Below are 23,249 nucleotides of genomic sequence, written 5' to 3'. Positions count from 1 at the left end.
TGTTGGCCCGCGGGCGGCGCGGGGGGGGGGGGCGGGGGGCGGGGGCGCCGGGGGGGGGGGGGGGGGGGGGGGGGGGGGCCCGCCCCCCCCCCACCCCCGTTGCCGATCGGCGCTCGACGCCACCGGCGTCGGGGGCGGCCCTGTCGGTTGGCTGACAACACGGCTCGCGGGCTGTGGAAAACCCGCCAGATCCTGTGGATAGCGCTGGACAGCGGCCTGACCGCCTGTGGACAACGATCGACCGAGCGCGAAGACGCGGTCACGATTCGTGACATGAGCCGCACCGCACTGCTCCGCCCCACCCTGCTGCCCGGCCTCAACCGGCTCTGGCGGGACCGGCACACCCTCCAGCTCGGCGTCGGCCCCGGTCCGGCAGTCCTGCTGGAGTTGGCCAACCCCCGCGCGGCCCACCTGCTCGACCTGCTCGACGGCACTCGCAGCGAGCGCACCGTGCTGGCCGAGGCGACGACCGCCCAGGTCAGCGCCAACGACGCGCGTACCCTGCTCGACGCGCTGCAAGCTGCCGGCCTGTTGGTGCCGGCGCACAGCCTGGTCCCCCGCGACCTGACCGGCCCGGTCCGGGCCCGACTCGCGGCGGAGGCCGGCGCGCTGGCCCTGACCGCCACCCGGCTGCCCGGCACCCCGGCTCAGGTCCTGCGTCGGCGGCGGGCGGCCCGCGTCCTGCTCACCGGTGCGGGGGCGCTCGGCGGGCCCCTGACGGTGGCGCTGGCCCAGTCCGGCGTGGGCCAGGTGATTCCCCAGCTCACCGGCCCGGTACGCGCCGTCGACCTGATCGGCACGGGCATCCCCGCCGCCGACCTGGGTCGCCCGCTGGCATCGGCGGTGCGGGCCGCGGTCGATCGCGTCGCGCCGGGCACCGGCACCCACCCGAGCCGCGCCGGGCGGGTCGACCTGGTGATCCAGCTCGGCATGGACCGGCCTCCCGCGCTGCTCGCCGCCGGTTTCGCCCAGCGCCGGCAGCCGCACCTGCTCGTCACACTCCGCGAAGGCGTACCGGTGATCGGGCCGTTGGTCCGCCCGCCCGCCGGGCCCTGCCTGCACTGCGTCGAGCTGCACCGGGCCGACCGCGACCCGGACTGGCCACGGCTCGCCGCTCAACTCGCCGTCGCCGACCCGGTGGCCGCCGGAACGACCGGCACCCTGCTCGCGGCCTGCGGGTACGCGCTGGCCGAGGCGCTGACGCAGCTGGACGGGGGCCAACCGGAGACGCTTGGTGGTGCCATGGAGATCGCCGGTGCCGGCCGTTTCCGTCGTCGGGGTTGGCCGCCACACCCGGCGTGCGGGTGCTCGCAGGGTCGAGTGTCCGCACCAGCCCGGCCGCAGAGCAGCAGGGGGGCCCTCCGGTCGGTAACAATGACCGGGTGACCGACATCCCGCGCCGCGCCGTGTCCCGCACCGCCAAGCTCGCCGCCCTGCCGCTCGGCTTCGCCGGCCGGACCGTTCTCGGGATGGGAAAGCGCGTCACCGGGCTCGCCTCCGACGTGATCTCGGCGGAGATCCAACAGCGCACCGCCGAGCAGCTGTTCAGCGTCCTGGGTCAGCTCAAGGGCGGGGCGATGAAGTTCGGCCAGGCGCTGTCGGTCTTCGAGGCGGCTCTGCCGGAGGAGATCGCCGCGCCCTACCGGCAGGCGTTGACGAAGTTGCAGGAGGCCGCGCCGCCGCTGCCGGCCGCCAGCGTGCACAAGGTGCTGGCCGAGCAGCTCGGCCCCGACTGGCGGGACCTGTTCGTCGAGTTCAACGACGTCCCGGCCGCCGCCGCGAGCATCGGCCAGGTGCACCGGGCGCGCTGGCGCGAGCCGGGGTTCGACGCGGCGGGCGCACCGAACAGCCGCGACGTGGCGGTCAAGATCCAATATCCGGGAGCCGGCGACGCCCTGCTCGCCGACCTCAAGCAGCTCTCCCGACTGGGCGGGATGTTCCGGGCCATCCAGCCCGGCCTGGACGTCAAGCCGCTCCTGGCCGAACTGCGCGAACGGATCACCGAGGAGTTGGACTACGAGCTGGAGGCCGAGTCGCAGCGCGCCTTCGCGGCCGCGTACGCCGACGACCCGGAGATCTACATCCCGGAGGTGGTCAACGCCTCGCCCCGGGTGCTGGTCACCGAGTGGGTGACGGGCACCCCGCTGGCCGACATCATCCGCGAGGGCACCGAGGAGGATCGGAACGAGGCCGGCCGGTTGATGGCCACCCTGCACCTCTCCGCGCCGCAGCGGGCCGGGCTGCTGCACGCCGACCCGCACCCGGGGAACTTCCGGCTGCTGCCCGACGGTCGGCTCGGCGTGATCGACTTCGGGGCGGTGGCCCGGATGCCGGAGGGCACTCCGGAGCCGATCGGTCGGATCGCCGCGATGGCCCTGCGCGGCAACGCCGACGAGGTCGTGGCGGGGCTGCGGTCGGAGGGGTTCATCGGCTCGGCCGACGAGATCGACGCCGAGGGGGTGCTCGACTTCATCCGCCCCATGCTGGAGCCCATCGCGGCGGACGGCTTCCGGTTCACCCGAGCCTGGCTGCGGGCCGAGGCGGGTCGACTGGCCAGCCCCCGCTCCCCCACGTACCAGCTGAGCCGGCAGCTCAACCTGCCACCGTCGTACCTGCTGATCCACCGGGTGACGCTCGGGTCGATCGGGGTGCTCTGCCAGTTGGAGGCGAAGGCCCCCTACCGGAGCATCCTGGAGCGCTGGCTGCCCGGCTTCGCCCCGGTCGCCTGAGCAGGTCGCGGCCGGGTCGCCGAGAACGTGAGGGGCTGAGAACGTGAGGAAGGGCGGGTGCCGGTCGGCACCCGCCCTTCTGAGTGGAGTGGTACTAGAGAACGCCCAGGTCGCGAGCCGCCTGATTGCGGCCGGTCATGGCGACGGTACGGGCGGATCGGGCTGCCTCAGTGCTCGTGGTGGTACGACCGGCCTGAGGCCGGCGCATTCGAGCCCTGGTCAACGCTTCGTTGAGTAGTTGCATCTCGAAGGCTCCACTCGGAATGTTCAACATCGTTTTCTCACTCACTGCCGGTACGACACCGGCGTCGTTGGAACGGGTCGGGAACATGTCAGGCTGCCAGCCGGACCGCGCCACGCACCTCGGACAGCCCACTGGCCGCCAGGCGCGCCTCGGCCTCGACCCGAAGCGCGGCGTCACGGGCGACGTCCTCCTTACGCGGACGACCACGGGGCCGCTTACGCGGGACAACCGCGCCACGCTCGAAGATCTCGCCGCCCCAGACGCCCCAGGGCTCCGCTCGCTCAACGGCTCCGGCCAGGCACTCGACGCGCAGCGGGCAGTCCCCGCAGAGCGACTTGGCCAGCTCGAGCTCCGTGGGCGAGTCGGAGAACCACAGGTCGGGGTCGAACTTCCGGCAGGGCAGGTTCGCCTCCATCTCGACGCTCATGTCGAGGGGGGCCAACGCCAGACTCATCTCCCGGTCACCTCTCTCTCACTTCGATCTCGTGGATCGCATTCCGACGTACTTACGGCGGGCAAAAAACTGAGGCCGCGGATCCCGGTAAGCGGGTTCCGCGGCCTCGAGGTGAGCCGGAGTCTGATGGTCAGACCGGTCTACCTCGAGGTGGAACGCCGCGGACATCCATGCGCTTCTTGACGTCATCGATGCCATTGCCCGTGAAGCCACTGGTCCCCTCGACTCCGACGGGCGCGACGGTCAGGGTCAGCTCGGCCTGAACCTGGTGCACCTGCGGAACCGACGGTCGTGCAGCCGTGAGGGCCACCCGGACAGCCGACAGCGGAGCGCAGACAGACGGCATCACCGTCAGACGCTCATAGGTGAAGATCTTCACGGTGGTCACCTCCCTCACGTTCCTCGAATCGACTGGACCGCCCCCGTGAGCAGCCGGAATGGCGCCGCTCGCGTGGTGTGTCCTGAGGCTATTCCTCGCGCCGGGGCGAGGGCAAACGAATTTACGACGAGATTTCGAAAGTTTTCTCCGGGCAGACATCGTCCACCCCGGCACCTGCCACGAGGGCCAGCACCGACTCCCCGTAGAGGCCCAGCTTGCGGGGGCCGATGCCGGCGATGGCGATCAGCTCCTCCGACCGGGCCGGTCGCCGCTCGGCCAACGCGACGAGCGTCGCGTCGGTGAAGACCACGTACGCCGGGACCTTCTGCGCACCGGCCACCCGCTGCCGCCACTCGCGCAGCCGTTCGTGCAGCTCATCGTCGATGTCGGACGGACAGGTGGGGCAGCGGCCGAGCTTTCGGTCCGGGCCGGCGAGCAGGGTGGCGCCGCAGATCCGGCAGGAGACGATCTGGGTGCGCCGCTCGGGACGGCGGGCCGGCCCAGTGGTACCCGTCGCCCGTTCGGTGCCGCCGGAGCGGTCCAGTTGGGGCAGGAACCGCGACGGCCGCCGGGCCCGTCCGCCCGGCGACCGCGCGGCCGCGTACGACAGCCAGAGCCACTCGCGTGCGCGGGTGATCCCGACGTAGAGCAGCCGGCGCTCCTCCTCGACCTGCTCGACGGTCTTCGCGTACGTGGTGGGCAGGGTGCCCTCGGCGAGACCGACCAGGAAGACCGCGTCCCACTCCAGGCCCTTCGCCGAGTGCAGGGACGCCAGCGTCACGCCGCTCACGGTCGGTACGTGCTGCTGGGCGGCCCGGCGGGCCAGTTCCTCGGTGAAGTCGGTGAGGGTGACCGGGCGTTCCACCGAGGCGGCCTCGCCGATCGGCACGACCTCGGGGGTCGCCGCGTACTCCTCGGCGAGCTGGACCAGCGCGGACAGCGCCTCCCACCGCTCGCGGGCGGCACCGCCGGTCGGTGGGGTGTCCGGGGTCCAGCCGACGGCGGTGAGCGCCTCGACGACGGCGGCCGGCAACGGTGTCTCTCCCGGGATCGAGCGGGTGGCGGCACGCAGCGCGACCATCGCCTGGCGCACCTCGGCTCGTTCGAAGAACCGCTCCGCGCCCTGCACGACGTACGGCACCTCGGCCTCGGTGAGCGCCTTCTCGTACGCCTCGGACTGCGCGTTGACCCGGAACAGCACGGCGATCTCCTTCGCCGGGGTGCCCGCGTCGATCAGGGACCGGCAACGCGCGGCCACCGCGTTCGCCTCCGCCGGCTCGTCGGTGAAGATCCGCAGATCCGGTTCGGGGCCCGGGGGGCGCTGGCCGCTCAGTTCCAGGCGCAGGCGCGCCTCGGTGCCCCGGGCCTGGGAGATCACCGCGTTGGCCAGCCCGACCACCTGCGGGGTGGAGCGGTAGTCACGGACCAGCCGGACCACCGTGGCGTTGCGGTGTCGGCGCGGGAAGTCGACCAGGTACGCCGACGTCGCCCCGGTGAACGAGTAGATCGTCTGGCTGGCGTCCCCGACCACTGTCAGGTCGTCCCGGCCGCCGAGCCAGGCGTCCAGCAACCGCTGTTGGAGGGGGTTGACGTCCTGGTACTCGTCGACGACGAAGTGCCGGTACTGGCCACGGACCTGCTCACCGACGTCCGGGTGCTCCTCGATCCCCCACACCGCGGCCCGCAGCATGTCCTCGAAGTCGATCACACCGTTCGAGCGCTTGAGCTGCTCGTACGCGGTGAACACGTCGGCCACCTTCGCCGGCTCGTGGGGTGTGTCGCGCAGCGCCCGGGCCGCGGCCACCACGTAGTCCGTCGGTTCGACGAGCGACGACTTCGCCCACTCGATCTCGCCGGCCAGGTCGCGGGCGGCGGCCCGGTCGGTACGCAGGCCGACCCGGGCGGCAGCGAGGGTGACCAGTCGTACCTTGCTGTCCAGCAGTTCGGGCATGGCACGCCCGGCCAGCAGCCGGGGCGCGAAGTACCGCACCTGACGCAGCGCGGCGGCGTGGAACGTCCGCGCCTGGACGCCACCCACCCCGAGCACCGTGAGACGACTCCGCATCTCGGCGGCGGCGCGGGCGGTGAAGGTGACAGCGAGCACGTGTCGGGGGGAGATCTCCCCGGAGAGCGCCCGGTGGGCGATTCGGGAGGTGATCGCGCGGGTCTTGCCGGTGCCGGCGCCGGCCAGGATGCAGACCGGGCCGGCGGGTGCGGTCACCGCGGCGCGTTGCTCCGGGTCCAGCCCGGCGAGCACCTGTTCCGACGCTGAGTGAACCGCCACAACCAGGAATCATCTCAGCTCCTCCCAGCGTTGCAGCGAACAGCCTCGGCTTGATCGGCAAGCCGCGGCCGGAGGAGTTGGAGGATCCGACCATGTTGACGATGTATTCCACCCCCTGGTGCGGCTACTGCCACCGGCTGAAGTCGCAGCTCGACCGGGAGGGCATCGGTTACGAGGTGGTCGACATCGAGCAGGACCCGAAGGCCGCGGAGTTCGTGATGAGTGTCAACGGCGGTAACCAGACGGTGCCGACGCTGCGCTTCGCCGACGGCAGCGCGCTGACGAATCCCTCGATCACCCAGGTCAAGCAGCACCTGGAAACCCTCAACGCCTGATCTGCCGGTTCATCCTCGGCGCACGGCCGCCCCATCGGGGCGGCCGTTCGTCGTGTCCGGGCACGAGTCACGGTGGCGACGGTCGGCGGGCGTTGGAAGCCCGGGTCGGTCGGTGTCCTCAACCGGTCGGCGGGGTGCCGGGAGCGTCGGGCGGGTGGGTGGCGTCGGTGCGGGTGCCCCGGGCGGCGCGCTCAGGTGGCGGCCCCGCCACAGGTAGCTACCGGCGGCCAGGGTGGCCACTCCGACCAGCGCGAACAGCAGCCGGTAGTCCAGTAACCCGACCAGCAGGGCACCCGCCCCGATGGAGAACGCCTGCGGCCCGCTGACCACCGCCTGGGTGGCCGCGGCGACCCGGCCGACCAGCGCGGGCGGGGTGCGGCGCTGGATCAGCGTGTGCAAACCCACCATCGTCAGCGGGAGCGAGACCCCGGCCAGCAGCACCGCCGCGAACCCGAGCCGCAGATCGGGGTACGCGAGCGCGAGCGCGGCCGGCGAGAAGAAGGCGACCCCGGCGGCCAGCGTGCCGACCTCGCCGAGCCGGCGGACCAGCGTCGGTGAGCAGAGTCCGCCGAGCAGACCACCAACGCCCTGCACGGTGACCAGCACACCCACGAACGCGGCATCCCGGTTCAGCCCCTGGTCCACGTAGGCGAAGATGAGCGACTCGCTGAAGCCCATCACCAGTGAGCCGAGCCCGTAGCCGAGCAGGGCCCGCCGCAGGGCCGGCTCGCCGGCCAGGTGCCGCAGGCCGGCGCCCAGCTCGGCCGGCCACCGCAGCCGTACGGTCGGCGGCACCTGTTGCGGGGCGGGCAGCGCGGTCACCACCGCAGCCGCGGTCAGAAATCCGACCATGCCGATTCCGGCCAGCGCCCAGCCGCCGAGCGCCGCGTAGAGAGCCGCGCCCACCAGCGGGCCGACCAGTCGTATCCCCTGGCGTACGGTCTGCAGCACGCCGTTCGCCTCGGCCAGCAGCTCGACCGGCACCAACTCGCGGATGAGCCCGCTGAGCGCCGCACCGAGCGTGATGGACGAGAGTCCGTAGAGGGCGGCCACCAGGTAGACGACCCAGACGTCGCCCGCGTCGTGGACGGTGAACAGCGGGGTGAGCAGGGCGGCGGTCGCCACGTTCGCGGCGACGAAGAACGGTCGGCGCGGGTAGCGGTCCACGACCCAGCCGACCAGCGGTGCCAGCGTCATCGGCGCGATGACCGCGAAGATCGTGGCACCGGCCAACCCGTTCGAGCCAGTCAGATCCTTGACCCAGATGGCGAGCGCCAGCAGCAGGATCGACTCGGCGGTCATGCTGGCCAGCAGGCCGCCGAAGAGCAGACGGAAGTCGGGTCGGCGCAGGATCGTGCGCATGGGTCCCTCCGGCGGGATGGCGTGCCCAGGTGGGCGAGGTCGACGGCCGCGACCGCGGGTCCGTCGTCGTCCGGCATTCCCGTGGTCCGATTTTCGCAAGACACGCCCTCGCCGGAACCTCCGACACCGGTCGCGCCGTCCATACTGACCGTGGGGGGCGAATTTCATACAGTTACCGTCGCGTCTGCGGCGGTCGACGGGAAAGAGGACACTGTGCCTCCTGCCGCACCCAGCCCGATCCTGCGTCGTCGCCGGTTGGGCATCGAGCTGCGCCGCCTGCGTGAGGCCGCGGGCCTCACCGGCGATCAGGTCATCGAGCGTATCGGTTGGGCCTCCGCGTCCAAACTGTCCCGCCTGGAGAATGGCCGCAGCCGACCGGACCCGCAGGACGTCGGCGACCTGCTCGACCTCTACGGCGCCGACCAGGCGCTGCACGACGAGCTGCTGGGCATCACCAACGAGGCCGGCGACATGCGCGGCTGGTTGAAGAACTTCCCGGTGATGACGCAGCAGCAGCGCGGCTGGGCCGAGTTGGAGGCGGGCTGCGCGGAAATCTCCGAGTACAACCCGGTGCTGGTGCCGGGCCTGTTGCAGACCCCCGGGTACGCCCAGCTGCGGATCGTGTCGGCCCGCCAGGTGAGCGCGGGCGCGGGCGAGCCGGAGCCCGGCGACGAGCCGGAGACCGAGGTGCAGGCGCGATTGGCCCGCCAGTCGCTGCTCACCCGGGAGCCGCACGCTCCCCGCTACACCGCCGTGCTGGAGGAGGCCGCTCTCGGCCGCCGGGCCGGGCCGCCGGAGGTGCTGCACGAGCAGCTGCTCCAACTCTGCGAGCTGGCCCTGCTGCCGAACGTGACCCTGCACGTGCTGCTCCGGGACACCCAGATCGGCAGTTGGTTCCTTCCGCCGACCGCGTTCTCGGTCTATCGGTTCGCCGATCCCCTCGATCCGGAGACATTGGCCATCGAAGGTGGCTTCACCGACGTCATGTCGACCGAGGCAATCACGCTAAATCGCTATAAAGTGGTGTTCGAGTGGCTATGCACGGCGGCACTTAACGCCTCGGACACCCTCTCCTGGCTGATCGAGGCGGCGGGACGGCTGGCCGAGGCGACGCCCCCATCCACAGTGGCGTTCGGGCCGGCAACGGCGCCGACCCAACGCCGCCAGGGTTCGGGGCGACTGACGGACCGGTGATCCACGGGGGACCTCCGTCGGGCGTGCGGCACCACTCGTCCCATCGGATCGCTGCACATCAGGAGCAGAACCATGAACGACATCCGCAACACGCCGTCCGTCTCCGCCCACTCGTTGGCGGACGCCCCGTGGCGTACCAGCACCCGCAGCCAGACCTCCAACTGCGTGGAGGTCGCCCCGCTCGCCACCGGCCCGTCGGCGGTCGCCCTACGCGACAGCAAGGACCGGGGCGGCCCGGTGCTGCTGTTCAACCGCGCAGGGTGGCTCGGTTTCATCACCGGCGCCAAGAAGGGCCAGTTCGATCTGAACTGACCCGGTCATCGGGTACGGGGCCGTCGGCGTAGCGCCGGCGGCCCCGTCTCGTCACACCCGTCGCCCGGTGACCCGCCAACCCTGCTGAGCAGCCATCGACTGATCGGACGAGGCTCGAAACCGATAGGCGCGTTTCAGTTGCTGAGACGAACACGGGGCGTAACATGGCCCTCGGATACGTGGAACTTCCACACTGCTCATCCGTCGCGGTTCATCCGGAGACCCACATGCGGTTCCTGATCGTTCGCACCGACATCCGCGCCGTCGCCGACGGGGACATCGCCGCCGCCTGGGCGGACGGCCATCGACTTCGCGACGAGACGACCGCGCCCGAGCCGCGACGGCAGATCGTGCACGCCGAGGACCGGGACGCCGCGCTCCTGCTGGCCCGCGCCCTCGCCACGGTCGGCGCGGTCCGCGCCGGCAAGCAGCGGGTCAAGGTCCTCCCGCTGATCGAGCCACGGCCCGCCTTCCGACAGAGACCGGGCCGCCTCGGCACCTGATTCACAGGTCGTCCGTCGTGGTCGGACCGGCTCCCCCGCCGCGTTACTCGCACCCACCGACCACGACGGCCCGTGTTCCCGGCCCGTGACCGTCGCGGCAACGGCGGCCACGGGCCGGGACCGCGCTCAGCGGTCGGCGTCCACCCAGCCGTCCAGCCACCGGTGAATGAGGAAGAGCGCGATCGACGACGGCGGCGGCAGGACCAGTCGGGCCCCGTCGCCCACGTCGACCGTCTGCCCGGCCAGTGCCGCCCCGATCTCCTGGCGGGAGAACCACCGGGCGTACGCGATCTCGGACGGGTCGACCCGCACCGGCTCGGCCGGGTTCGCGGTGGCAAGGAAGCCCAGCATCAGCGAGCCGGGGAACGGCCAGGCCTGGCTGCCCACGTACCCGATGCGCTCGACCCCGATGCCCACCTCCTCGCGGACCTCGCGCAGCACGGCCGCCTCCGCCGACTCCCCCGGTTCCACGTAGCCCGCCAGGCAGGAGTAGCGGCGACCACCCGGGGTGCCCTGCCAGCCGGCGTTGTTGCCGAGCAGGCAGCGACCGTCCGGGCCGTCCACGCCGTCATGGACGAGCACGATCATCGCCGGGTCGGTACGCGGCCAGATCCGCCCGCCGTTGCGGTCCACCCGGGACCAACCGGCCTCGTCCATCGCGGTCGGCGCACCGGTGCTGGTCGAGTAACCGTGCCGGGTGTGCCAGTTGACGAGTGCCAGCGCGGTGGTGAAGATGCCGGCCTCCCGGTCGGCGAGCAGGTGACCCACCTCGCGGAGGTGGACCGCCCGGGTCCCCGGGATCGCCGGCAGCGGCGCGTCGACGGCGAAGACCGGCACCCCGTCCGGCTCGACCCCCAGGAACATCGCCGCCGACTCGGAGCCGGCGGGCACGTCACCCGCCCCGAACAGCACCAACGTCGGCGGCGACGTCTCGGTGCGGGCCAGCGTCCGACCGTCGTCGGTCGAGTCGATCAGCAGCACCCGGGCGCGCAACCACGCCTCGGTCAACCACTGCGAGTCGCCCCGCCGGTGCGCCGCCCGATCCAGCGTGGACCGCGCCAACGGCGGCGCCGCCTCCCCGCTCACGCCTGTCGCTCGGTGTGGACAGCGGTCAGCGCGGCCAGCCCCGGGGTGATCCGCTCCGCGTCGCCGAGCACCACGATCGCCGCCCGAGCCGGTGCCAGGTAGCGGGCCGCCGCCTGCGCCACGTCCTCGATGCTCGCCTTCGCCAACCGCGCCGCGTACTCGGCGAGGAAGTCCAGGCGTAGCCCGTTGCCCGCGTACGCGCTGGTCAACGCGGCCAGCCCGGCCTGGGTGGACATGCCGAGCTGAAGGGTGCCCAGAGCGTACTGCCGGGCCTGCTCCAACTCCTCGGGCTTCGGTGGCAGCGACGCCAACCGGCCCAGCTCGTACGTCGTCTCCAGCAGCGCCGGACCGGTGACCTCGGTGGCCACGTCGGCGGCGGCGACCAGCACCGACCCGGCGACGGAGTGCTCGATACCCGAGTGCGGGCCGTACGTGTAGCCCTTGTCCTCGCGGATGTTCTCCACCCACCGGGAGGAGAAGTAGCCGCCGAAGATCAGGTTGGCCAGTTGCAGCGGGGCGTGGTCCGGGTCGGTGCGCGACACCGCCGGAAGCGCGATCCGCAGCGACGACTGCACCGAGCCCGGCCGGTCGACAAGCAGCAGCGGCCCCGGCTCCAGCGGCGGGGTCGCCGGCAGGTCGGCCGTACGCCCGGCACCCGACCAGCCGCCGAGTGCCCGCTCGGCGGCGTCCAGCGCCTTCTCTGGCTGCACGTCACCGACCAGCACCAACTGCGCGCCGGTCGGGTGCACCCGCTCCGAGTGCAGGGTGCGCAGGGCCGCCGGTCGGACGGCCCGGATCTGGTCGGGCTCGGGCGTCTGCGTCGCGTACGGGTGCCGGCCGTAGATCCGCTTGAGCAGCGCCTCCCGGGCCAGGTGCGCCGGTTGACTCTGCGCCACCTGGATCCGGTCGACCAGTCGGTCCCGTTCGGTGGCCACCTCGTCGCTGGGGTAGCTGGCGCCCATCAGCACCTCGGCCAGCAGCTCCAGCATCCGGTCCAGACCGGTGACCAGGCCGGCGCCGGAGAGCATCAGCCGGTCCGGGTCGACGCCCGCGGAGAGCCCGCCGCCCACCTTCTGCAACTCGGCGGCGATCTGCACGCTGGTCATCGACCCGGTGCCGGAGAGCATGGTCTGCGAGAGCATCGCGCCGCGGGCCAGGTGCACCCGTCCGAACGGCACCCAGAGCCGCAGTTCGACCAGGGGCACGGCGGGCCGGCGTACCGCGATCACGGTGAGCCCGTTGGGCAGCGTCCGCTCGGCCTGCTTGGGCACCTTGAGCTTGCGGGTCGGACCGAGCGGGGGAAGCGTGCGCGGCGCGGCGGCCACAGTCCCGGTCATCGGGCACCTCCGGGGATGACTTCGATGGCGGCGCGACGCTCCGGGCGCACTGTGGCCGCGGCGGCCCGGACCTGCTCCTCGGTGACCTCGCCGACCAGCCGGGGCAACTCGTTGAGCAGGCCCGGCTCGCCGCGTTGCTGCTCCAGCACTGCCATCCGCAGCGCCCGACCGAGCACCGCGTCGGTGTCCCGCAGCAGGTGGGTCGCCATCCGGGCCTGGGTGCGGGCCAGCTCACCGTCGGTCAGCCCGTCGGTGGCCAGCCGGTCCAGCTCCTCGTCGATGGTGCGCAGCACCTTGTCCACGTCACCCCCGGGCGGCAGGTGCGCCTGCAACAGCAGCGCGGTGGGGTCGCGGACGTCGAACGGGTCGCCCATGAAACCGAGGTATCCGCCGAGGCTGGTCACTGCGCGGTCGCGCTGCACCAGCCGCTCGACCAGCCGCGACGCGTCGCCGTCGGTGAGCACCTCGGCCAGCACCACGTACGGCAGGTAGCCGGCGAAGTCGGTGACCGGGTCGGGCACCCGCCACGCGCCGGCCACCGCCGGCAGCGGCGCCAGGGCGTCGGTGTACGAGGTGCGCCGCTCGGCGCTCAGGTCGGGTTCGGTGAAGTCGGGCCGTTGCGGTGCCGGCCGGGCCGGCACGTCGCCGAAGTGCCGGCTGACCAGCTCGGTCGCCTCGGCCACGTCGATGTCACCGCTGACGGCGAGCACGGCGTTGCCGCTGGCGTAGTAGCGGCGGAAGAAGTCCGCTGCGTCAGCGACGGTCGCCGACTCCAGGTCGTCGAAGGAGCCGTAGCCGTCGTGGGCGTTGGGGAAGGTGTCGAACATGACCGGCGGCAGGGTCAGCCAGGGGAAACCGCCGTACGGCCGGTTGAGGACGTTGACCCGGATCTCCTCCTTGACCACGTCGACCTGGTTGCGCAGGTTCTCCTCGGTCAGCCGGGGGCCGCGCATCCGGTCCGCCTCCAGGAACAGTGCGCGTTCCAGCGCGTTGCTCGGCAGCGTCTCGAAGTAGTCGGTGTAGTCCAGGTGGGTGGAGCCGTTGAAGGTGCCACCCGCGCCCTGCACGTGCCGGAAGTGAGCCAGCTTCTCCAGGTTTTCCGAACCCTGGAACATCAGGTGCTCGAAGAGGTGGGCGAAGCCGGTGCGCCCCTCGGGCTCCGAGCGGATGCCGACGTCGTAGACCACCGCCACCCCGATCACCGGGGCACTGCGATCGGGGGTGAGCACCACCCGCAGGCCGTTGTCGAGGGTGAACCGCTCGACCGGATACTTCGTCGCTGGAATTCTGGATCTCCGCGCCGCCACGGAGTCGACCCTAGCGCGTCGACACGGTCGCCACCCGCGACCTTCCCGGAGCCGCCGCGACGGGGGCGGTCACCAGGGTCAGCACCTCGTTGGCGACCCGTTCGGCCTCCTCGCGGTGCGGCCGAGTCCATCCGACGGAACCGGGCCTTTGCGGCGGCGATCCGCTCCGGGCTCACCCCGGCCAGCAGCCGGTCGCTCCCCGCCCACGCCTCGTCGCTTATCGCAGCAAGCTGGTAGGAAATACCGACATAACTGAGACGCGCTATCCCGCCATGTGGATGGGTCTTGACGCTGACCATGGCCTGGCCCACTCTTCCTACCAACTAAGTAGGAATACTGCGGATTGGATGGACGATGAGACGGCTCCCCCTGCGCCGGACGGTCACGCTGATGACCCTCGCCGCCCTCGGCGCGGCGACCCTGGGCAGCACCGCCGGGTGCGGCGACGACAGCGAGGGCGCGGGCGGCAGCTCCGGCCCGGTGACGCTGCGCCTCGGCTACTTCCCCAACATCACCCACGCGCCAGCGGTCGTCGGCGTGGAGAAGGGCATCTTCGCGGAGAAGCTCGGCACCGACGTCAAGCTGGACCCGAAGACCTTCAACGCCGGCCCGGCCGCCATCGAGGCGGTCTTCTCCGGCGCGCTGGACGCCACCTACATCGGTCCGAACCCGACGGTGAACGCCTTCTCCAAGTCCAAGGGCGAGGCTGTCCGGGTCATCTCCGGAGCGGCGTCCGGCGGCGTGGCGCTGGTGGTCAAGCCCGGCATCACCGGGGCGCAGGACCTGAAGGGCAAAAAGATCGCCACCCCGCAGCTGGGCAACACCCAGGACGTGGCGGTCCGGTACTGGCTCAAGCAGCAGGGCCTCACCACCACCAAGGAGGGTGGCGGTGACGTCAAGATCGTGCCGCAGGAGAACGCCCAGACCATCGAGACGTTCACCAGCGGCGCGATCGACGGGGCGTGGGTGCCCGAGCCGTTCGTCTCCCGCCTGGTCAACGCCGGCGGCACGGTGCTCGTCGACGAGCGTGACCTGTGGCCCGACAAGAAGTTCGTCATCACCAACCTGCTGGTGAGCACGAAGTTCCTCAAGGCGCACCCGAACGTGGTGCAGAAGCTGGTCGACGGCCAGGTGGCCGCCAACGAGTTCGTCAACACCAAGCCGGAGGAGGCGCAGCAGGCCATCTCCGACGCGATCGGCAAGATCACCGGCAAGCCGCTGGACCTGAAGCTGATCAAGCAGGCGTGGCCGACGTTGGAGTTCACCAACGACCCGATCCCGTCCTCCCTCAAGGCCGGGCTCGACCACGCCGTCGACGTGCAGCTGACCGAGCCGGTGGACCTCAAGGGCCTGTACGACCTGAAGTACCTCAACAACGCGCTGAAGGCCGCCGGCAAGCCCGAGGTCGTCCAGCCATGACGTCGACCACGACGACGCCGCGGAGCGCGACCACAGCCGTCGCGCTCTCCGGCGTGACCAAGGTGTACGGACGCGGGTCGAGCGCCGTCCTGGCCCTGGACGGTGTGTCGCTGGACGTCGCGCCCGGCGAGTTCGTCTGCCTGGTCGGCGCGTCCGGCTGCGGCAAGAGCACCCTGCTCAACCTGGTGGCCGGGCTGGACCGGGTCAGCGGTGGCCAGATCACCCTGGCCGGCGACGTCAACCCGGGCCTGATGTTCCAGGAACCGGCGCTCTTTCCGTGGCTGACCGTCGACGCCAACGTGGAGGTCCCCCTCAAGCTGCGCCGGCTCCCCCGGGCCCAACGCCGCGAGCGGGTCGCCGAACTGCTGCGGACGGTGCACCTGGGCGACTTCGGCCGCAAGCGCCCGCACGAACTCTCCGGCGGGATGCGGCAACGGGTCGCGCTGGCCCGCACGTTGGCCCTGGACACCCCGGTGCTGCTGATGGACGAGCCGTTCGGCGCGCTGGACGCGATGACCCGGGACATCCTGCACGACGAGCTGGAACGGATCTGGTCCGAGCGCCAACTCTCGGTGCTCTTCGTGACGCACAACGTCCGCGAGGCGGCCCGACTGGCCGACCGGATCATCCTGCTCTCCAGCCGACCCGGCCGGATCATCTACTCCACCGAGGTGACCATCCCGCGCCCCCGTCGGATCGACTCCCCCGAGGTCGCGGCCATCGCCGCCGAGGTCACCGAGCGGCTCCGTACGGAGGTGGGCCGCCATGGCCAGTGACACCCTCACCAGTTCGGCGCGTACCGACGCCGAGATCACCGGCCTGGACGCCCTGGAGATCGCCGGTCGGGACAAGGACGTCTCCCGGGGCACCCGCCTCTGGGCGGCCACCTGGCCCAAGCTCGCCGCGCTGGCCATCGCCATCGCCGCCTGGCAACTCGTGGTCCTCTCGGGTTGGAAGCCGCCGTACTCGCTGCCCGGCCCGCTGGAGGTCGGCCGCGAGCTGATGGCCCAGGCCCAGAGCCCGCAGCTCTGGGACGGCCTGGTCACCACGTTGCGCCGGGCCGCCCTCGGGTACGTCTTCTCGGTCGCCGTCGGCCTGCTGCTCGGCCTCGCGGTGGCCCGGTCCACCGTGCTGCGCGCCGCCATCGGCTCGATGATCACCGCGTTGCAGACCATGCCGTCGATCGCCTGGTTCCCGCTGGCCATCCTGCTCTTCGAGCTGAGCGAGAAGGCGATCTTCTTCGTGGTGGTGCTCGGAGCGGCACCGTCCATCGCCAACGGGGTGATCTCCGGAGTGGACTACGTGCCGCCGCTGCTGCTGCGCGCCGGCCGCAACCTGGGCGCCCGTGGGCTCAACCTCTACCGGTACGTCATCGCTCCGGCCGCCCTGCCGGCGATCGTCGCCGGGCTCAAGCAGGGCTGGGCGTTCTCCTGGCGCAGCCTGATGGCCGGTGAGCTGCTCGTGGTCGGCATCTCGCAGACCTCACTCGGCGCCCAGCTCACCTACTCCCGCGAACTGTCCGACGCGCCCTGGCTGCTCTCCACGATGATCGTCATCCTGGTCGTCGGCCTGGTCGTGGACGCCGCGTTCGGCGCTGCGGACAAGGCGATCCGGCGTCGCTGGGGCGTACTGGACCAGGCTGGTCAGTGACGTGTTCGTCTCCGCGCGCAGCGACTACGCGCTCCGGGCGATGCTCGCCGTCGCCGCCGCCGGTGGTGGCGACGGCGACGGCGACGGCGACAGGGCCGGCGAGTTGGTGAAGGCTGCCAGCCTGGCCGAGGTGCAGGGCATCCCGCTCAGCTTCCTGCAGGGCATCCTGCTCGACCTGCGCCGGGCCGGTCTGCTGCACAGCCACCGCGGTGCCGACGGCGGGTACGCGCTGACCCGCCCGCCCCACGAGATCACCGTCGGGGACGTGCTGCGCGCGGTCGGCGGTTCGCTCACCACGGTGCGCGGCCTGCCGGCCGAGCGGGCCGACTATCACGGAGTGGCCGCGGGGCTCACCGACGTCTGGCTGGCGGTGCACGGGGCGATCGCCACCGTCGTCGACAGCACCACCCTCGCCAACCTGCTCACCCAAACCCAAACCCCCACAACCCCCTAGCCCGCCCGCGCCGCGCCCCCGCGCCCCCGCGCCCCCGTGTCCCGCGATCTTGCACTTTCTGTCGCGGCAAAAGGGACGCATCCTGCCGAATTGACAACCGAAAGCGCAAGATCGGCGCATGCGTGGGTTGCGGTGGGTTGCGGCGACGGTGATGTGGTCGGGTCGGTGCCCCGCCGACCCGACCACACCTCGCACCGATCCTGACCGGGCCTGCCCCTCCGCCGGCACCGGTAGGCCGGTCGCTGCTCAGCCCACGTGTGCGTCCGCCGGGCCGGAGCCCGGGCCGCCAGGACTGTGCAGCTCCACCAGACCGGCGGGAGCATTGCCCGCCGGGGTGGCATGCCAGGGCGCGAAGGCCGCGACCATGGCGAGCAACAACCCGGCGAGCGCGACCGCGACCACCAGGATCAGTTCACGCAGTGCGCCCGAGCCGGCTTCGCCCGCCATGGTCACCCCTCCCGTGTCGGGCCCCCCGCCCGACTTCCCCCGTCCGTCAGCCTCGACCACCACCGGCCGGGGCGCAGTCGGCCAGCCGACCCAGCGGAGGCTGATTACCGACTCAGCCGAACGGGTGACCGAGCCCTCATCACGAGGCGGCCCGGATGGCACGCGATGGGCGGGAACGACACCGACCCGCCCAGCCGAAGCGGGACGGGTCGGTCGACGAGCGGAAGATTAGACGGTACGGGGGCGACGCGGGCGCCGGGAGCGTCCCGACGCGCGGTGCGCCGGCCGGGCGCCGCCGTCGGAGGCCGAACCACCGGAGGTACGCGTCCGAGAGGCGGGCACCGGCGGCGCGACGATGGTCACCGGCACACCGGACGGCTCACGGGCACCGGTCACCCGGGCCAACGCCGCGTCACCGGGGCGCACCTGGACCGACTCGGGTCGGATGCCGGCAGTGGCCATCAGCCGGGACACGTCCCGGCGCTGCTCCGGCAGGACCAGGGTGACCACGGAACCGGACTCGCCGGCCCGGGCGGTACGGCCGCCCCGGTGCAGGTAGTCCTTCGCCTCGGTCGGCGGGTCCACGTTGACCACCATGTCCAGGCCATCCACGTGGATGCCACGGGCCGCCACGTCCGTGGCGACCAGGGCGGTCACCTGACCGTTGCGGAACTGCTCCAGGATCCGGGTGCGCTGCGGCTGGGACTTGCCGCCGTGCAGCGCGGCAGCGCGTACGCCCTTGGAGAGCAGCTGACGGGCCAGCCGGTCGGCGCGGTGCTTGGTGCCCATGAACAGGATGGTGCGGCCCTCACGGGCGGCGATCCGGGTCAACGCGTCGGGCTTGTCGGCGGCGTCGACGTGCAACACGTGGTGGGTCATCGCGGTGACGGTCGCGGTGCCCGGGTCGACCGAGTGGGTGACCGGGTTGCTCAGGAAGCGGCGGACCAGCCGGTCCACGCCGCCGTCCAGGGTCGCGGAGAAGAGCATCCGCTGCCCCTGCGGCGCGACCTGCTCCAGCAGCTTGGTGACCTGCGGCAGGAAACCCATGTCGGCCATCTGGTCGGCCTCGTCGAGCACGGTGATCTCGACCTGGTCGAGCCGGGCGTCGCCACGGTTGATCAGGTCGTGCAGCCGGCCGGGGGTGGCGACGACCACCTCGGCACCGGCACGCAGCGCGTCCGCCTGCCGTTGCAGCGACAGCCCGCCGACGACGGTGGCGCAGCGCAGCCCGACGGCGCGGGCGTACGGGGCCAGGGCGGTGGTGACCTGCTGGGCCAGTTCGCGGGTCGGCACCAGCACCAGGGCCAGCGGGCGACCCGGCCGGGCCTTACGGCCGGCGGTGCGCGACAGCAGGGGAAGCCCGAAGGCGAGGGTCTTGCCGGAGCCGGTACGGCCTCTTCCCAGCACGTCCCGGCCGGCGAGCGAGTCGGGCAGCGTCGCCGACTGGATCGGGAACGGCTCGGTGATGCCCTGCGCGGTCAGCGCGGTGAGCAGCGCCGGCGCCAGACCGGTATGGGCGAAAGAGGGAATAACTGTGGTCATGCGGAAGCCTTCCTCGACGCGGCACGTGTCGAGGGAGGGCGCCGAAGTCGGCGCTGTCAACCAGCGGAAAGAGACCGCCAGGACTCACAAGCACGAACCGAAGGGAGTACAGGCCGGCCCGCCGCCGGGCCGCCGCCTGCGGACGCAGGCGGCGGCGGGGCGGGCCGGTCCCGTCACCGTCACACCCGGAGGGCGCGACAGGTAATGCTGACCGATCCGAAGATCAGAGCGGGCGGATGTTCTCCGCCTGCGGGCCCTTCTGGCCCTGGGTCACCTCGAACTCGACCCGCTGGTTCTCGTCCAGGCTCCGGTAGCCGGAGGACTGGATCGCCGAGAAGTGGGCGAAGACGTCAGCGCCGCCGCCGTCCGGGGTGATGAAGCCGAAGCCCTTGTCAGCGTTGAACCACTTCACGGTGCCAATAGCCATGTGTTTCGTCTCCTTGACGGAACGTCGGACGCGCACTTGTTGCACGCCCGAAGAGGAGCGCTCCGCGCGGGGATGCGCGAATCGCCTGTCGCTTCTGGTCGCCCCGCCCGGAGAACTCCGGACACAACAAAGAGCGCCTGGGGCCACAATCCCGCCAGGCGCACACAGAGTCTCTGGTAACCAAAACTGCAACCCGGTCAACCTACCACGGTTTTCCCCGCAGTGGTCAATGTTGGGCAGAATCCTCGGGCAACTGGGCGATCATGGCCGTGAGGCCCGCCACATCCAGCAGGTCGGCGGGCCGTACGGTCACCCCGTGCCGGACGTAGTGGAACGCCGCGCCCACCCGCTCGACCGGCACACCGGCCAACTCCGCCCAGGCCAGCCGGTACACGGCCAGCTGCACGGCGGCCACCTCAGCCGCCGGCCCGGTGGGCTGCGCGCCGGTCTTCCAGTCGACCACGTCGAACCGGCCACCCGGCCGGGCGAAGACCGCGTCCATCCGGCCTCGTACCACCACCCCGGCGATCACCGTGGCGAACGGCACCTCCACCTCCACCGGTGACCGGTCGGCCCACTCGCTGGCCAGGAACCGCTCCTGAAGCTCGACAAGCGCCTCGTCGGGTGCGGCATCGGCATCGGCAGCGCCGGGCAGTTCGTCCAGGTCCAACAGGCGGTCCGCGCCGAAGCGCTGCTCCAACCAGGCGTGGAAGGCGGTGCCCCGACGCGCGTACGGGTTGGGTTCGGTCGGCACCGGCCGGCGCAGCGTACGGGCCAGCGCCGCCGGATCGCGCCGCAACGCGACGAGTTGGGTGACGCTCAGCGCCCCGGGCAGCGCCACCTCGACCGCACCGGAGAGCCGGGTCAGCTCGGCGCGCTCGGCCAGCAGCAGGTCCGCCTCACGCTGCCAGCGCGCCACCTCCGGGTCCACCTCCGGCTCGGCCGCCTCGACAGTCGGCCCGCCCGGCATCACCGACCCGGCGGGCGCCGAGCCGGCCGCCGCCACCGATCCGGCGGGCACCGAGCCACTCGACCCGACCGGCCCGGGGAGGACCGGCCCGACCGGTCCCGGGAGCGCCGCCGCCGGACCGTCGGCCATCAGGCGACGCACCAGCCCGGCAGCCTCGGCCAGCGCCGGCCGGCGACCACCCAACGGGTCGGCCGGCCACTCCGCGCGGAGCACCACCTCGGCCGTGGGGTTCGTCGCGTCCGGGGTCGGCTCCGGTGCCCACACGTCGATCAGGTGCCCCGGCCCACCGTCGAGGCAGGCGTCGTACACCTCACGCAGGAAGACCGACGGACCTCGCGGTCGCTTCGTGCCCTCCCCCCACCAGTAACCGGAGCAGAGCAGCAGCCGGCGCGGCCGGGTCACCGCCACGTACGTCAGCCGGCGTTCCTCCCGCTCGTCGTGGGCCCGCCACGCGTCGGTGAAGTCGGTCACCGCCCGCGCCACGGCCCGCTGGTCGCCCGCCTCGTCGAGCGCCAACTCGGGCAGCCCGTCGGCGTCACCGCGCAGCGGGAACGGCAGCACGCCCAGCCCGCCCAACCAGTGGTCGGAGTTGCGGACCGGCCCGGGCCACAGCCCGCGACTGAGCCCGGCCACCGCCACCACGTCCCACTCCAGACCCTTGGCGGCGTGTGCGGTGACCACCTGCACCGCGCCCTCCACCACCTCGACCTCGCCCGGCGCCAGACCACGCTCCTCGTCCTCGGCGGCGGCCAGATAGGACAGGAAACCGGACAGGGTGGCGCCGGGCGTCTCCCCGCTGAACCGGGCCGCCACGTCGCCGAGCGCGTCCAGGTGCCCCCGGGCCAGGCCCGCGTCGCCGGCGCCGTCGCGGCCGGCCCGCACCGCGACCTCCACGTCCAGGCCGATGGTTCGCTCGATGTCCGCGATCAGGTCCGGCAGCGCCTGGTCCAGTCGGTAGCGCAGCAGCGCCAACTCCCGGCCGTACGCGCGCAGCCGCGCGAACCCCTCCGCCGAGTACGCCTGCGCCGGCCCGAGGTCGGCCAGCGCCTCCACCAGAGTCGCCTCGTCCAACAGGTCGGGGCTGATCTCCGCGTCGTCGTCGGCGGCCACCTGCCGTCGAGCTGTAGCGATGGCCCGAGCCCGGCGGTGCAGGGCCACCAGGTCACGCGGCCCGATCCGCCAACGGGCACCGGTGAGCAGCCGCAACAGCGCGGCCCCGTCGGTCGGGTCGGCCAGCACCCGCAACGTGCACACCACGTCGCGCACCTCGGGAGTGTCCAGCAGGCCGCCCAGCCCCACCACCTCGACCGGCAGACCACGCTCGCGCAGCGCCGACTCGATCGCCGGGATCTGGCTGCGTACCCGAACCAGCACGGCGGTCGTCGGGCGCCGCGCCACCGGGATGTGCTCCGGGGCCACGCCCGGCATCCCGGCCGCCCCACGCCAGGCGGCCAGCACGCTGTCGGCGATCCAGTCGGCCTCGTCGGCGTACGTGGGCAGCATCGCGCAGTGCACGGTGCCCCCGGCCGCACCGGCCGGGCTGCGGTGCGGGATCGGGTCCCGGACGGTCAACGCCGAGCGCAGCTCCGGCACCCGGGCACCCGCCGCCCGCAGCGGGGTGGAGAGCGCGTTCGCCACCCGGAGGATCTCCGGACGGTTGCGCCAACTCGTGGTGAGCCCCAGCGCCGGGGCCGGCTCACCGTCGGCGCGGGCGAACTCGGTGGGAAACCGGTCCAGGGTGCCCGCGCTGGCCCCCCGCCAGCCGTAGATCGACTGGCACGGGTCGCCCACCGCGGTCACCGGGTGCCCCCCACCGAACAGCGCGTTGAGCAACACCACCTGGGCGTGGCTGGTGTCCTGGTACTCGTCGAGCAACACCACCCGGAACCGGTCCCGCTCGATCGCGCCGACCGCCGGATGGCCCCGGGCCACCCGCGCCGCCCGGGCGAGCTGGTCGGCGAAGTCCATCGCCTCGAAGTCCACCTTGCGTCGGGCGTACGCCCGCACCAACGGCAGCAGCCGCAACCGGGTCTGCTGCAGGGTGAGCGCCTTGCGCACGTCGGCGTACACCCGACCCGGCCGGGACTGCACCTCGGCGAAGAATCGACCGGTCCAGGCCGCCAACTCGTCCGGCGCGACCAGGTGCTCGTCCAACTCCCCGGCGAGCGCCAGCACCGCGTCGGTGATGGTGCTCGGCATCCGGTCCACCTCGGACATGTCGCCGTCGTAGTTGCGCACCAGCAGGTCCACCAACTGCCAGCGGGACGCTTCGGTGAGCAGCCGGGTGGACGGCTCGTAGCCAGCCCGTAGCCCGTGCTCGGTGACGATCCGCCCCGCGTACGAGTGGTAGGTGGAGACGGTGGGCTCACCGGCGAGCGGATCGTCCAACGGGTCCCGCCCCTGCCGGCCGACGCGGCGGATCAGCTGGTCGAGCCGGGTGCGTACCCGATGGGCCAACTCGCCGGCCGCCTTGCGGGTGAAGGTCAACCCGAGGATCTGCTCCGGCCGCACGTACGAGTTGGCCACCAGCCAGACCACCCGCGCGGCCATCGTCTCGGTCTTGCCCGACCCGGCACCGGCGACCACCAGCAGCGGCTCCACCGGAGCGGCGATGATCGCGGCCTGCTCCCGGGTCGGTGCCGGCAACCGCAGCAGCTTGGCCAGCTCCACCGGCGTGTACCGGGGGCCGGAGTCCGCGAGCCGGGGCGTCGGTGCGGGACCCGCGCCGAACAGGGTGGGCTGACTCACGGTGTCGTCACAGGCTGCAACACCGGCTCACTCCTCGCCCTCACTGTGCCGTCTTGGTTCGTGACT

At 72.3% G+C, this 23,249-nt stretch carries 21 protein-coding genes; 10 read left to right on the top strand and 11 right to left on the bottom strand.

From position 1 onward, the window contains the following. The first annotated feature begins 273 nt into the window (after positions 1-273). Positions 274-1,386, top strand: a complete 1,113-nt coding sequence (locus AB0C03_RS28890; RefSeq protein WP_357640134.1) for a TOMM precursor leader peptide-binding protein — start codon at positions 274-276, stop codon at positions 1,384-1,386. Beyond that, positions 1,383-2,729 (top strand): ABC1 kinase family protein, encoded by a 1,347-nt coding sequence (locus AB0C03_RS28885; protein WP_357640131.1) that lies wholly within the window; start codon positions 1,383-1,385, stop codon positions 2,727-2,729. Before AB0C03_RS28890 ends, AB0C03_RS28885 begins: the two co-directional genes overlap by 4 nt. 332 nt (positions 2,730-3,061) lie before the next feature. Here AB0C03_RS28885 and AB0C03_RS28880 read toward each other — a convergent pair whose 3' ends face one another. The 3 genes from AB0C03_RS28880 to AB0C03_RS28870 all read right to left on the bottom strand — a co-directional run bounded on the left by AB0C03_RS28880 (position 3,062) and on the right by AB0C03_RS28870 (position 6,090). Next, positions 3,062-3,427, bottom strand: a complete 366-nt coding sequence (locus AB0C03_RS28880; RefSeq protein ID WP_030337583.1) for a WhiB family transcriptional regulator — start codon at positions 3,425-3,427, stop codon at positions 3,062-3,064. Between the two features lie 130 nt (positions 3,428-3,557). Beyond that, on the bottom strand, positions 3,558-3,806 hold the full coding sequence (locus tag AB0C03_RS28875) for a hypothetical protein (RefSeq protein WP_357640127.1): 249 nt from the start codon (positions 3,804-3,806) through the stop codon (positions 3,558-3,560). A gap of 121 nt (positions 3,807-3,927) precedes the next feature. Further along, a complete protein-coding gene (locus tag AB0C03_RS28870) occupies positions 3,928-6,090 on the bottom strand; it encodes an ATP-dependent DNA helicase UvrD2 (protein WP_357640125.1) in 2,163 nt (720 codons plus the stop codon). Positions 6,091-6,182: 92 nt separating this feature from the next. On the opposite strand from AB0C03_RS28870, the gene AB0C03_RS28865 reads away from it, so the two are divergent. After that, positions 6,183-6,425: a mycoredoxin gene (locus AB0C03_RS28865; protein ID WP_030337579.1), complete on the top strand. Its 243-nt coding sequence runs from the start codon at positions 6,183-6,185 to the stop codon at positions 6,423-6,425. A 9-nt stretch (positions 6,426-6,434) separates the two neighbouring features. Here the strand turns inward: AB0C03_RS28865 and AB0C03_RS28860 are convergent, their stop codons facing one another. Continuing rightward, positions 6,435-7,787, bottom strand: a complete 1,353-nt coding sequence (locus AB0C03_RS28860; protein WP_051708858.1) for an MFS transporter — start codon at positions 7,785-7,787, stop codon at positions 6,435-6,437. A gap of 213 nt (positions 7,788-8,000) precedes the next feature. Here AB0C03_RS28860 and AB0C03_RS28855 point away from each other — a divergent pair, with 213 nt between their 5' ends. The 3 genes from AB0C03_RS28855 (at position 8,001) to AB0C03_RS28845 (ending at position 9,796) form a co-directional block, all read left to right on the top strand. After that, complete coding sequence (locus tag AB0C03_RS28855; RefSeq protein WP_357640121.1) at positions 8,001-8,981, top strand: helix-turn-helix domain-containing protein; 981 nt, start codon at positions 8,001-8,003, stop codon at positions 8,979-8,981. 72 nt (positions 8,982-9,053) lie between these two features. Then, complete coding sequence (locus AB0C03_RS28850) at positions 9,054-9,293, top strand: DUF397 domain-containing protein (protein WP_030337575.1); 240 nt, start codon at positions 9,054-9,056, stop codon at positions 9,291-9,293. A 227-nt stretch (positions 9,294-9,520) separates the two neighbouring features. Then, on the top strand, positions 9,521-9,796 hold the full coding sequence (locus tag AB0C03_RS28845) for a hypothetical protein (protein WP_030337574.1): 276 nt from the start codon (positions 9,521-9,523) through the stop codon (positions 9,794-9,796). A 126-nt stretch (positions 9,797-9,922) separates the two neighbouring features. On the opposite strand, the gene nudC is transcribed toward AB0C03_RS28845, so the two are convergent. Genes nudC through AB0C03_RS28830 form a run of 3 tightly spaced genes read right to left on the bottom strand, consistent with a single transcriptional unit; the run spans position 9,923 to position 13,526 of the window. Further along, a complete protein-coding gene (gene nudC, locus AB0C03_RS28840; RefSeq protein ID WP_210857825.1) occupies positions 9,923-10,882 on the bottom strand; it encodes an NAD(+) diphosphatase in 960 nt (319 codons plus the stop codon). Beyond that, entirely contained in the window at positions 10,879-12,219 is a 1,341-nt protein-coding gene (locus AB0C03_RS28835) for a M16 family metallopeptidase (protein WP_030337571.1), read from the bottom strand. Before AB0C03_RS28835 ends, nudC begins: the two co-directional genes overlap by 4 nt. Beyond that, positions 12,216-13,526 (bottom strand): M16 family metallopeptidase, encoded by a 1,311-nt coding sequence (locus AB0C03_RS28830; protein ID WP_357640116.1) that lies wholly within the window; start codon positions 13,524-13,526, stop codon positions 12,216-12,218. Before AB0C03_RS28830 ends, AB0C03_RS28835 begins: the two co-directional genes overlap by 4 nt. Before the next feature lie 354 nt (positions 13,527-13,880). Between AB0C03_RS28830 and AB0C03_RS28825 the strand changes: the two genes are divergently transcribed. From AB0C03_RS28825 to AB0C03_RS28810, 4 genes are read left to right on the top strand one after another with little or no spacing between them, the layout of a single operon-like run. Then, on the top strand, positions 13,881-14,945 hold the full coding sequence (locus AB0C03_RS28825) for an ABC transporter substrate-binding protein (RefSeq protein ID WP_357640113.1): 1,065 nt from the start codon (positions 13,881-13,883) through the stop codon (positions 14,943-14,945). Continuing rightward, positions 14,942-15,721, top strand: a complete 780-nt coding sequence (locus tag AB0C03_RS28820) for an ABC transporter ATP-binding protein (RefSeq protein ID WP_030337567.1) — start codon at positions 14,942-14,944, stop codon at positions 15,719-15,721. The genes AB0C03_RS28825 and AB0C03_RS28820 overlap by 4 nt, the downstream gene beginning before the upstream one ends. After that, on the top strand, positions 15,711-16,595 hold the full coding sequence (locus AB0C03_RS28815; RefSeq protein ID WP_030337566.1) for an ABC transporter permease: 885 nt from the start codon (positions 15,711-15,713) through the stop codon (positions 16,593-16,595). Before AB0C03_RS28820 ends, AB0C03_RS28815 begins: the two co-directional genes overlap by 11 nt. Before the next feature lies 1 nt (position 16,596). Continuing rightward, complete coding sequence (locus tag AB0C03_RS28810; protein ID WP_357640108.1) at positions 16,597-17,049, top strand: RrF2 family transcriptional regulator; 453 nt, start codon at positions 16,597-16,599, stop codon at positions 17,047-17,049. Between the two features lie 246 nt (positions 17,050-17,295). On the opposite strand, the gene AB0C03_RS28805 is transcribed toward AB0C03_RS28810, so the two are convergent. The 4 genes from AB0C03_RS28805 to AB0C03_RS28790 all read right to left on the bottom strand — a co-directional run bounded on the left by AB0C03_RS28805 (position 17,296) and on the right by AB0C03_RS28790 (position 23,183). Beyond that, positions 17,296-17,496: a hypothetical protein gene (locus AB0C03_RS28805; protein ID WP_036412564.1), complete on the bottom strand. Its 201-nt coding sequence runs from the start codon at positions 17,494-17,496 to the stop codon at positions 17,296-17,298. Between the two features lie 228 nt (positions 17,497-17,724). Then, complete coding sequence (locus tag AB0C03_RS28800; RefSeq protein WP_030337563.1) at positions 17,725-19,038, bottom strand: DEAD/DEAH box helicase; 1,314 nt, start codon at positions 19,036-19,038, stop codon at positions 17,725-17,727. A 223-nt stretch (positions 19,039-19,261) separates the two neighbouring features. Beyond that, positions 19,262-19,465, bottom strand: a complete 204-nt coding sequence (gene cspE, locus AB0C03_RS28795) for a transcription antiterminator/RNA stability regulator CspE (protein ID WP_007464836.1) — start codon at positions 19,463-19,465, stop codon at positions 19,262-19,264. A 226-nt stretch (positions 19,466-19,691) separates the two neighbouring features. After that, positions 19,692-23,183, bottom strand: a complete 3,492-nt coding sequence (locus AB0C03_RS28790; protein ID WP_357640104.1) for an ATP-dependent helicase — start codon at positions 23,181-23,183, stop codon at positions 19,692-19,694. Positions 23,184-23,249: the final 66 nt, after the last annotated feature.

The sequence above is a fragment of the Micromonospora parva genome (assembly GCF_040649675.1).
Classification (GTDB): domain Bacteria; phylum Actinomycetota; class Actinomycetes; order Mycobacteriales; family Micromonosporaceae; genus Micromonospora; species Micromonospora parva.
The sequence above is the reverse complement of the archived record's forward strand: the minus strand, read 5'-3'. Positions and strand labels throughout refer to the sequence as shown.

Bases quoted from the DNA above. Each gene is read 5' to 3' on its own strand.
- AB0C03_RS28890 (WP_357640134.1), top strand. From the start codon at position 274: ATGAGCCGCACCGCACTGCTCCGCCCCACCCTGCTGCCCGGCCTCAAC.
- AB0C03_RS28880 (WP_030337583.1), bottom strand. From the start codon at position 3,427: ATGAGTCTGGCGTTGGCCCCCCTCGACATGAGCGTCGAGATGGAGGCG.
- AB0C03_RS28865 (WP_030337579.1), top strand. From the start codon at position 6,183: ATGTTGACGATGTATTCCACCCCCTGGTGCGGCTACTGCCACCGGCTG.
- AB0C03_RS28860 (WP_051708858.1), bottom strand. From the start codon at position 7,787: ATGCGCACGATCCTGCGCCGACCCGACTTCCGTCTGCTCTTCGGCGGC.
- AB0C03_RS28850 (WP_030337575.1), top strand. From the start codon at position 9,054: ATGAACGACATCCGCAACACGCCGTCCGTCTCCGCCCACTCGTTGGCG.
- AB0C03_RS28845 (WP_030337574.1), top strand. From the start codon at position 9,521: ATGCGGTTCCTGATCGTTCGCACCGACATCCGCGCCGTCGCCGACGGG.
- AB0C03_RS28835 (WP_030337571.1), bottom strand. From the start codon at position 12,219: ATGACCGGGACTGTGGCCGCCGCGCCGCGCACGCTTCCCCCGCTCGGT.
- AB0C03_RS28825 (WP_357640113.1), top strand. From the start codon at position 13,881: ATGAGACGGCTCCCCCTGCGCCGGACGGTCACGCTGATGACCCTCGCC.
- AB0C03_RS28820 (WP_030337567.1), top strand. From the start codon at position 14,942: ATGACGTCGACCACGACGACGCCGCGGAGCGCGACCACAGCCGTCGCG.
- AB0C03_RS28815 (WP_030337566.1), top strand. From the start codon at position 15,711: ATGGCCAGTGACACCCTCACCAGTTCGGCGCGTACCGACGCCGAGATC.
- AB0C03_RS28805 (WP_036412564.1), bottom strand. From the start codon at position 17,496: ATGGCGGGCGAAGCCGGCTCGGGCGCACTGCGTGAACTGATCCTGGTG.
- AB0C03_RS28800 (WP_030337563.1), bottom strand. From the start codon at position 19,038: ATGACCACAGTTATTCCCTCTTTCGCCCATACCGGTCTGGCGCCGGCG.
- cspE (WP_007464836.1), bottom strand. From the start codon at position 19,465: ATGGCTATTGGCACCGTGAAGTGGTTCAACGCTGACAAGGGCTTCGGC.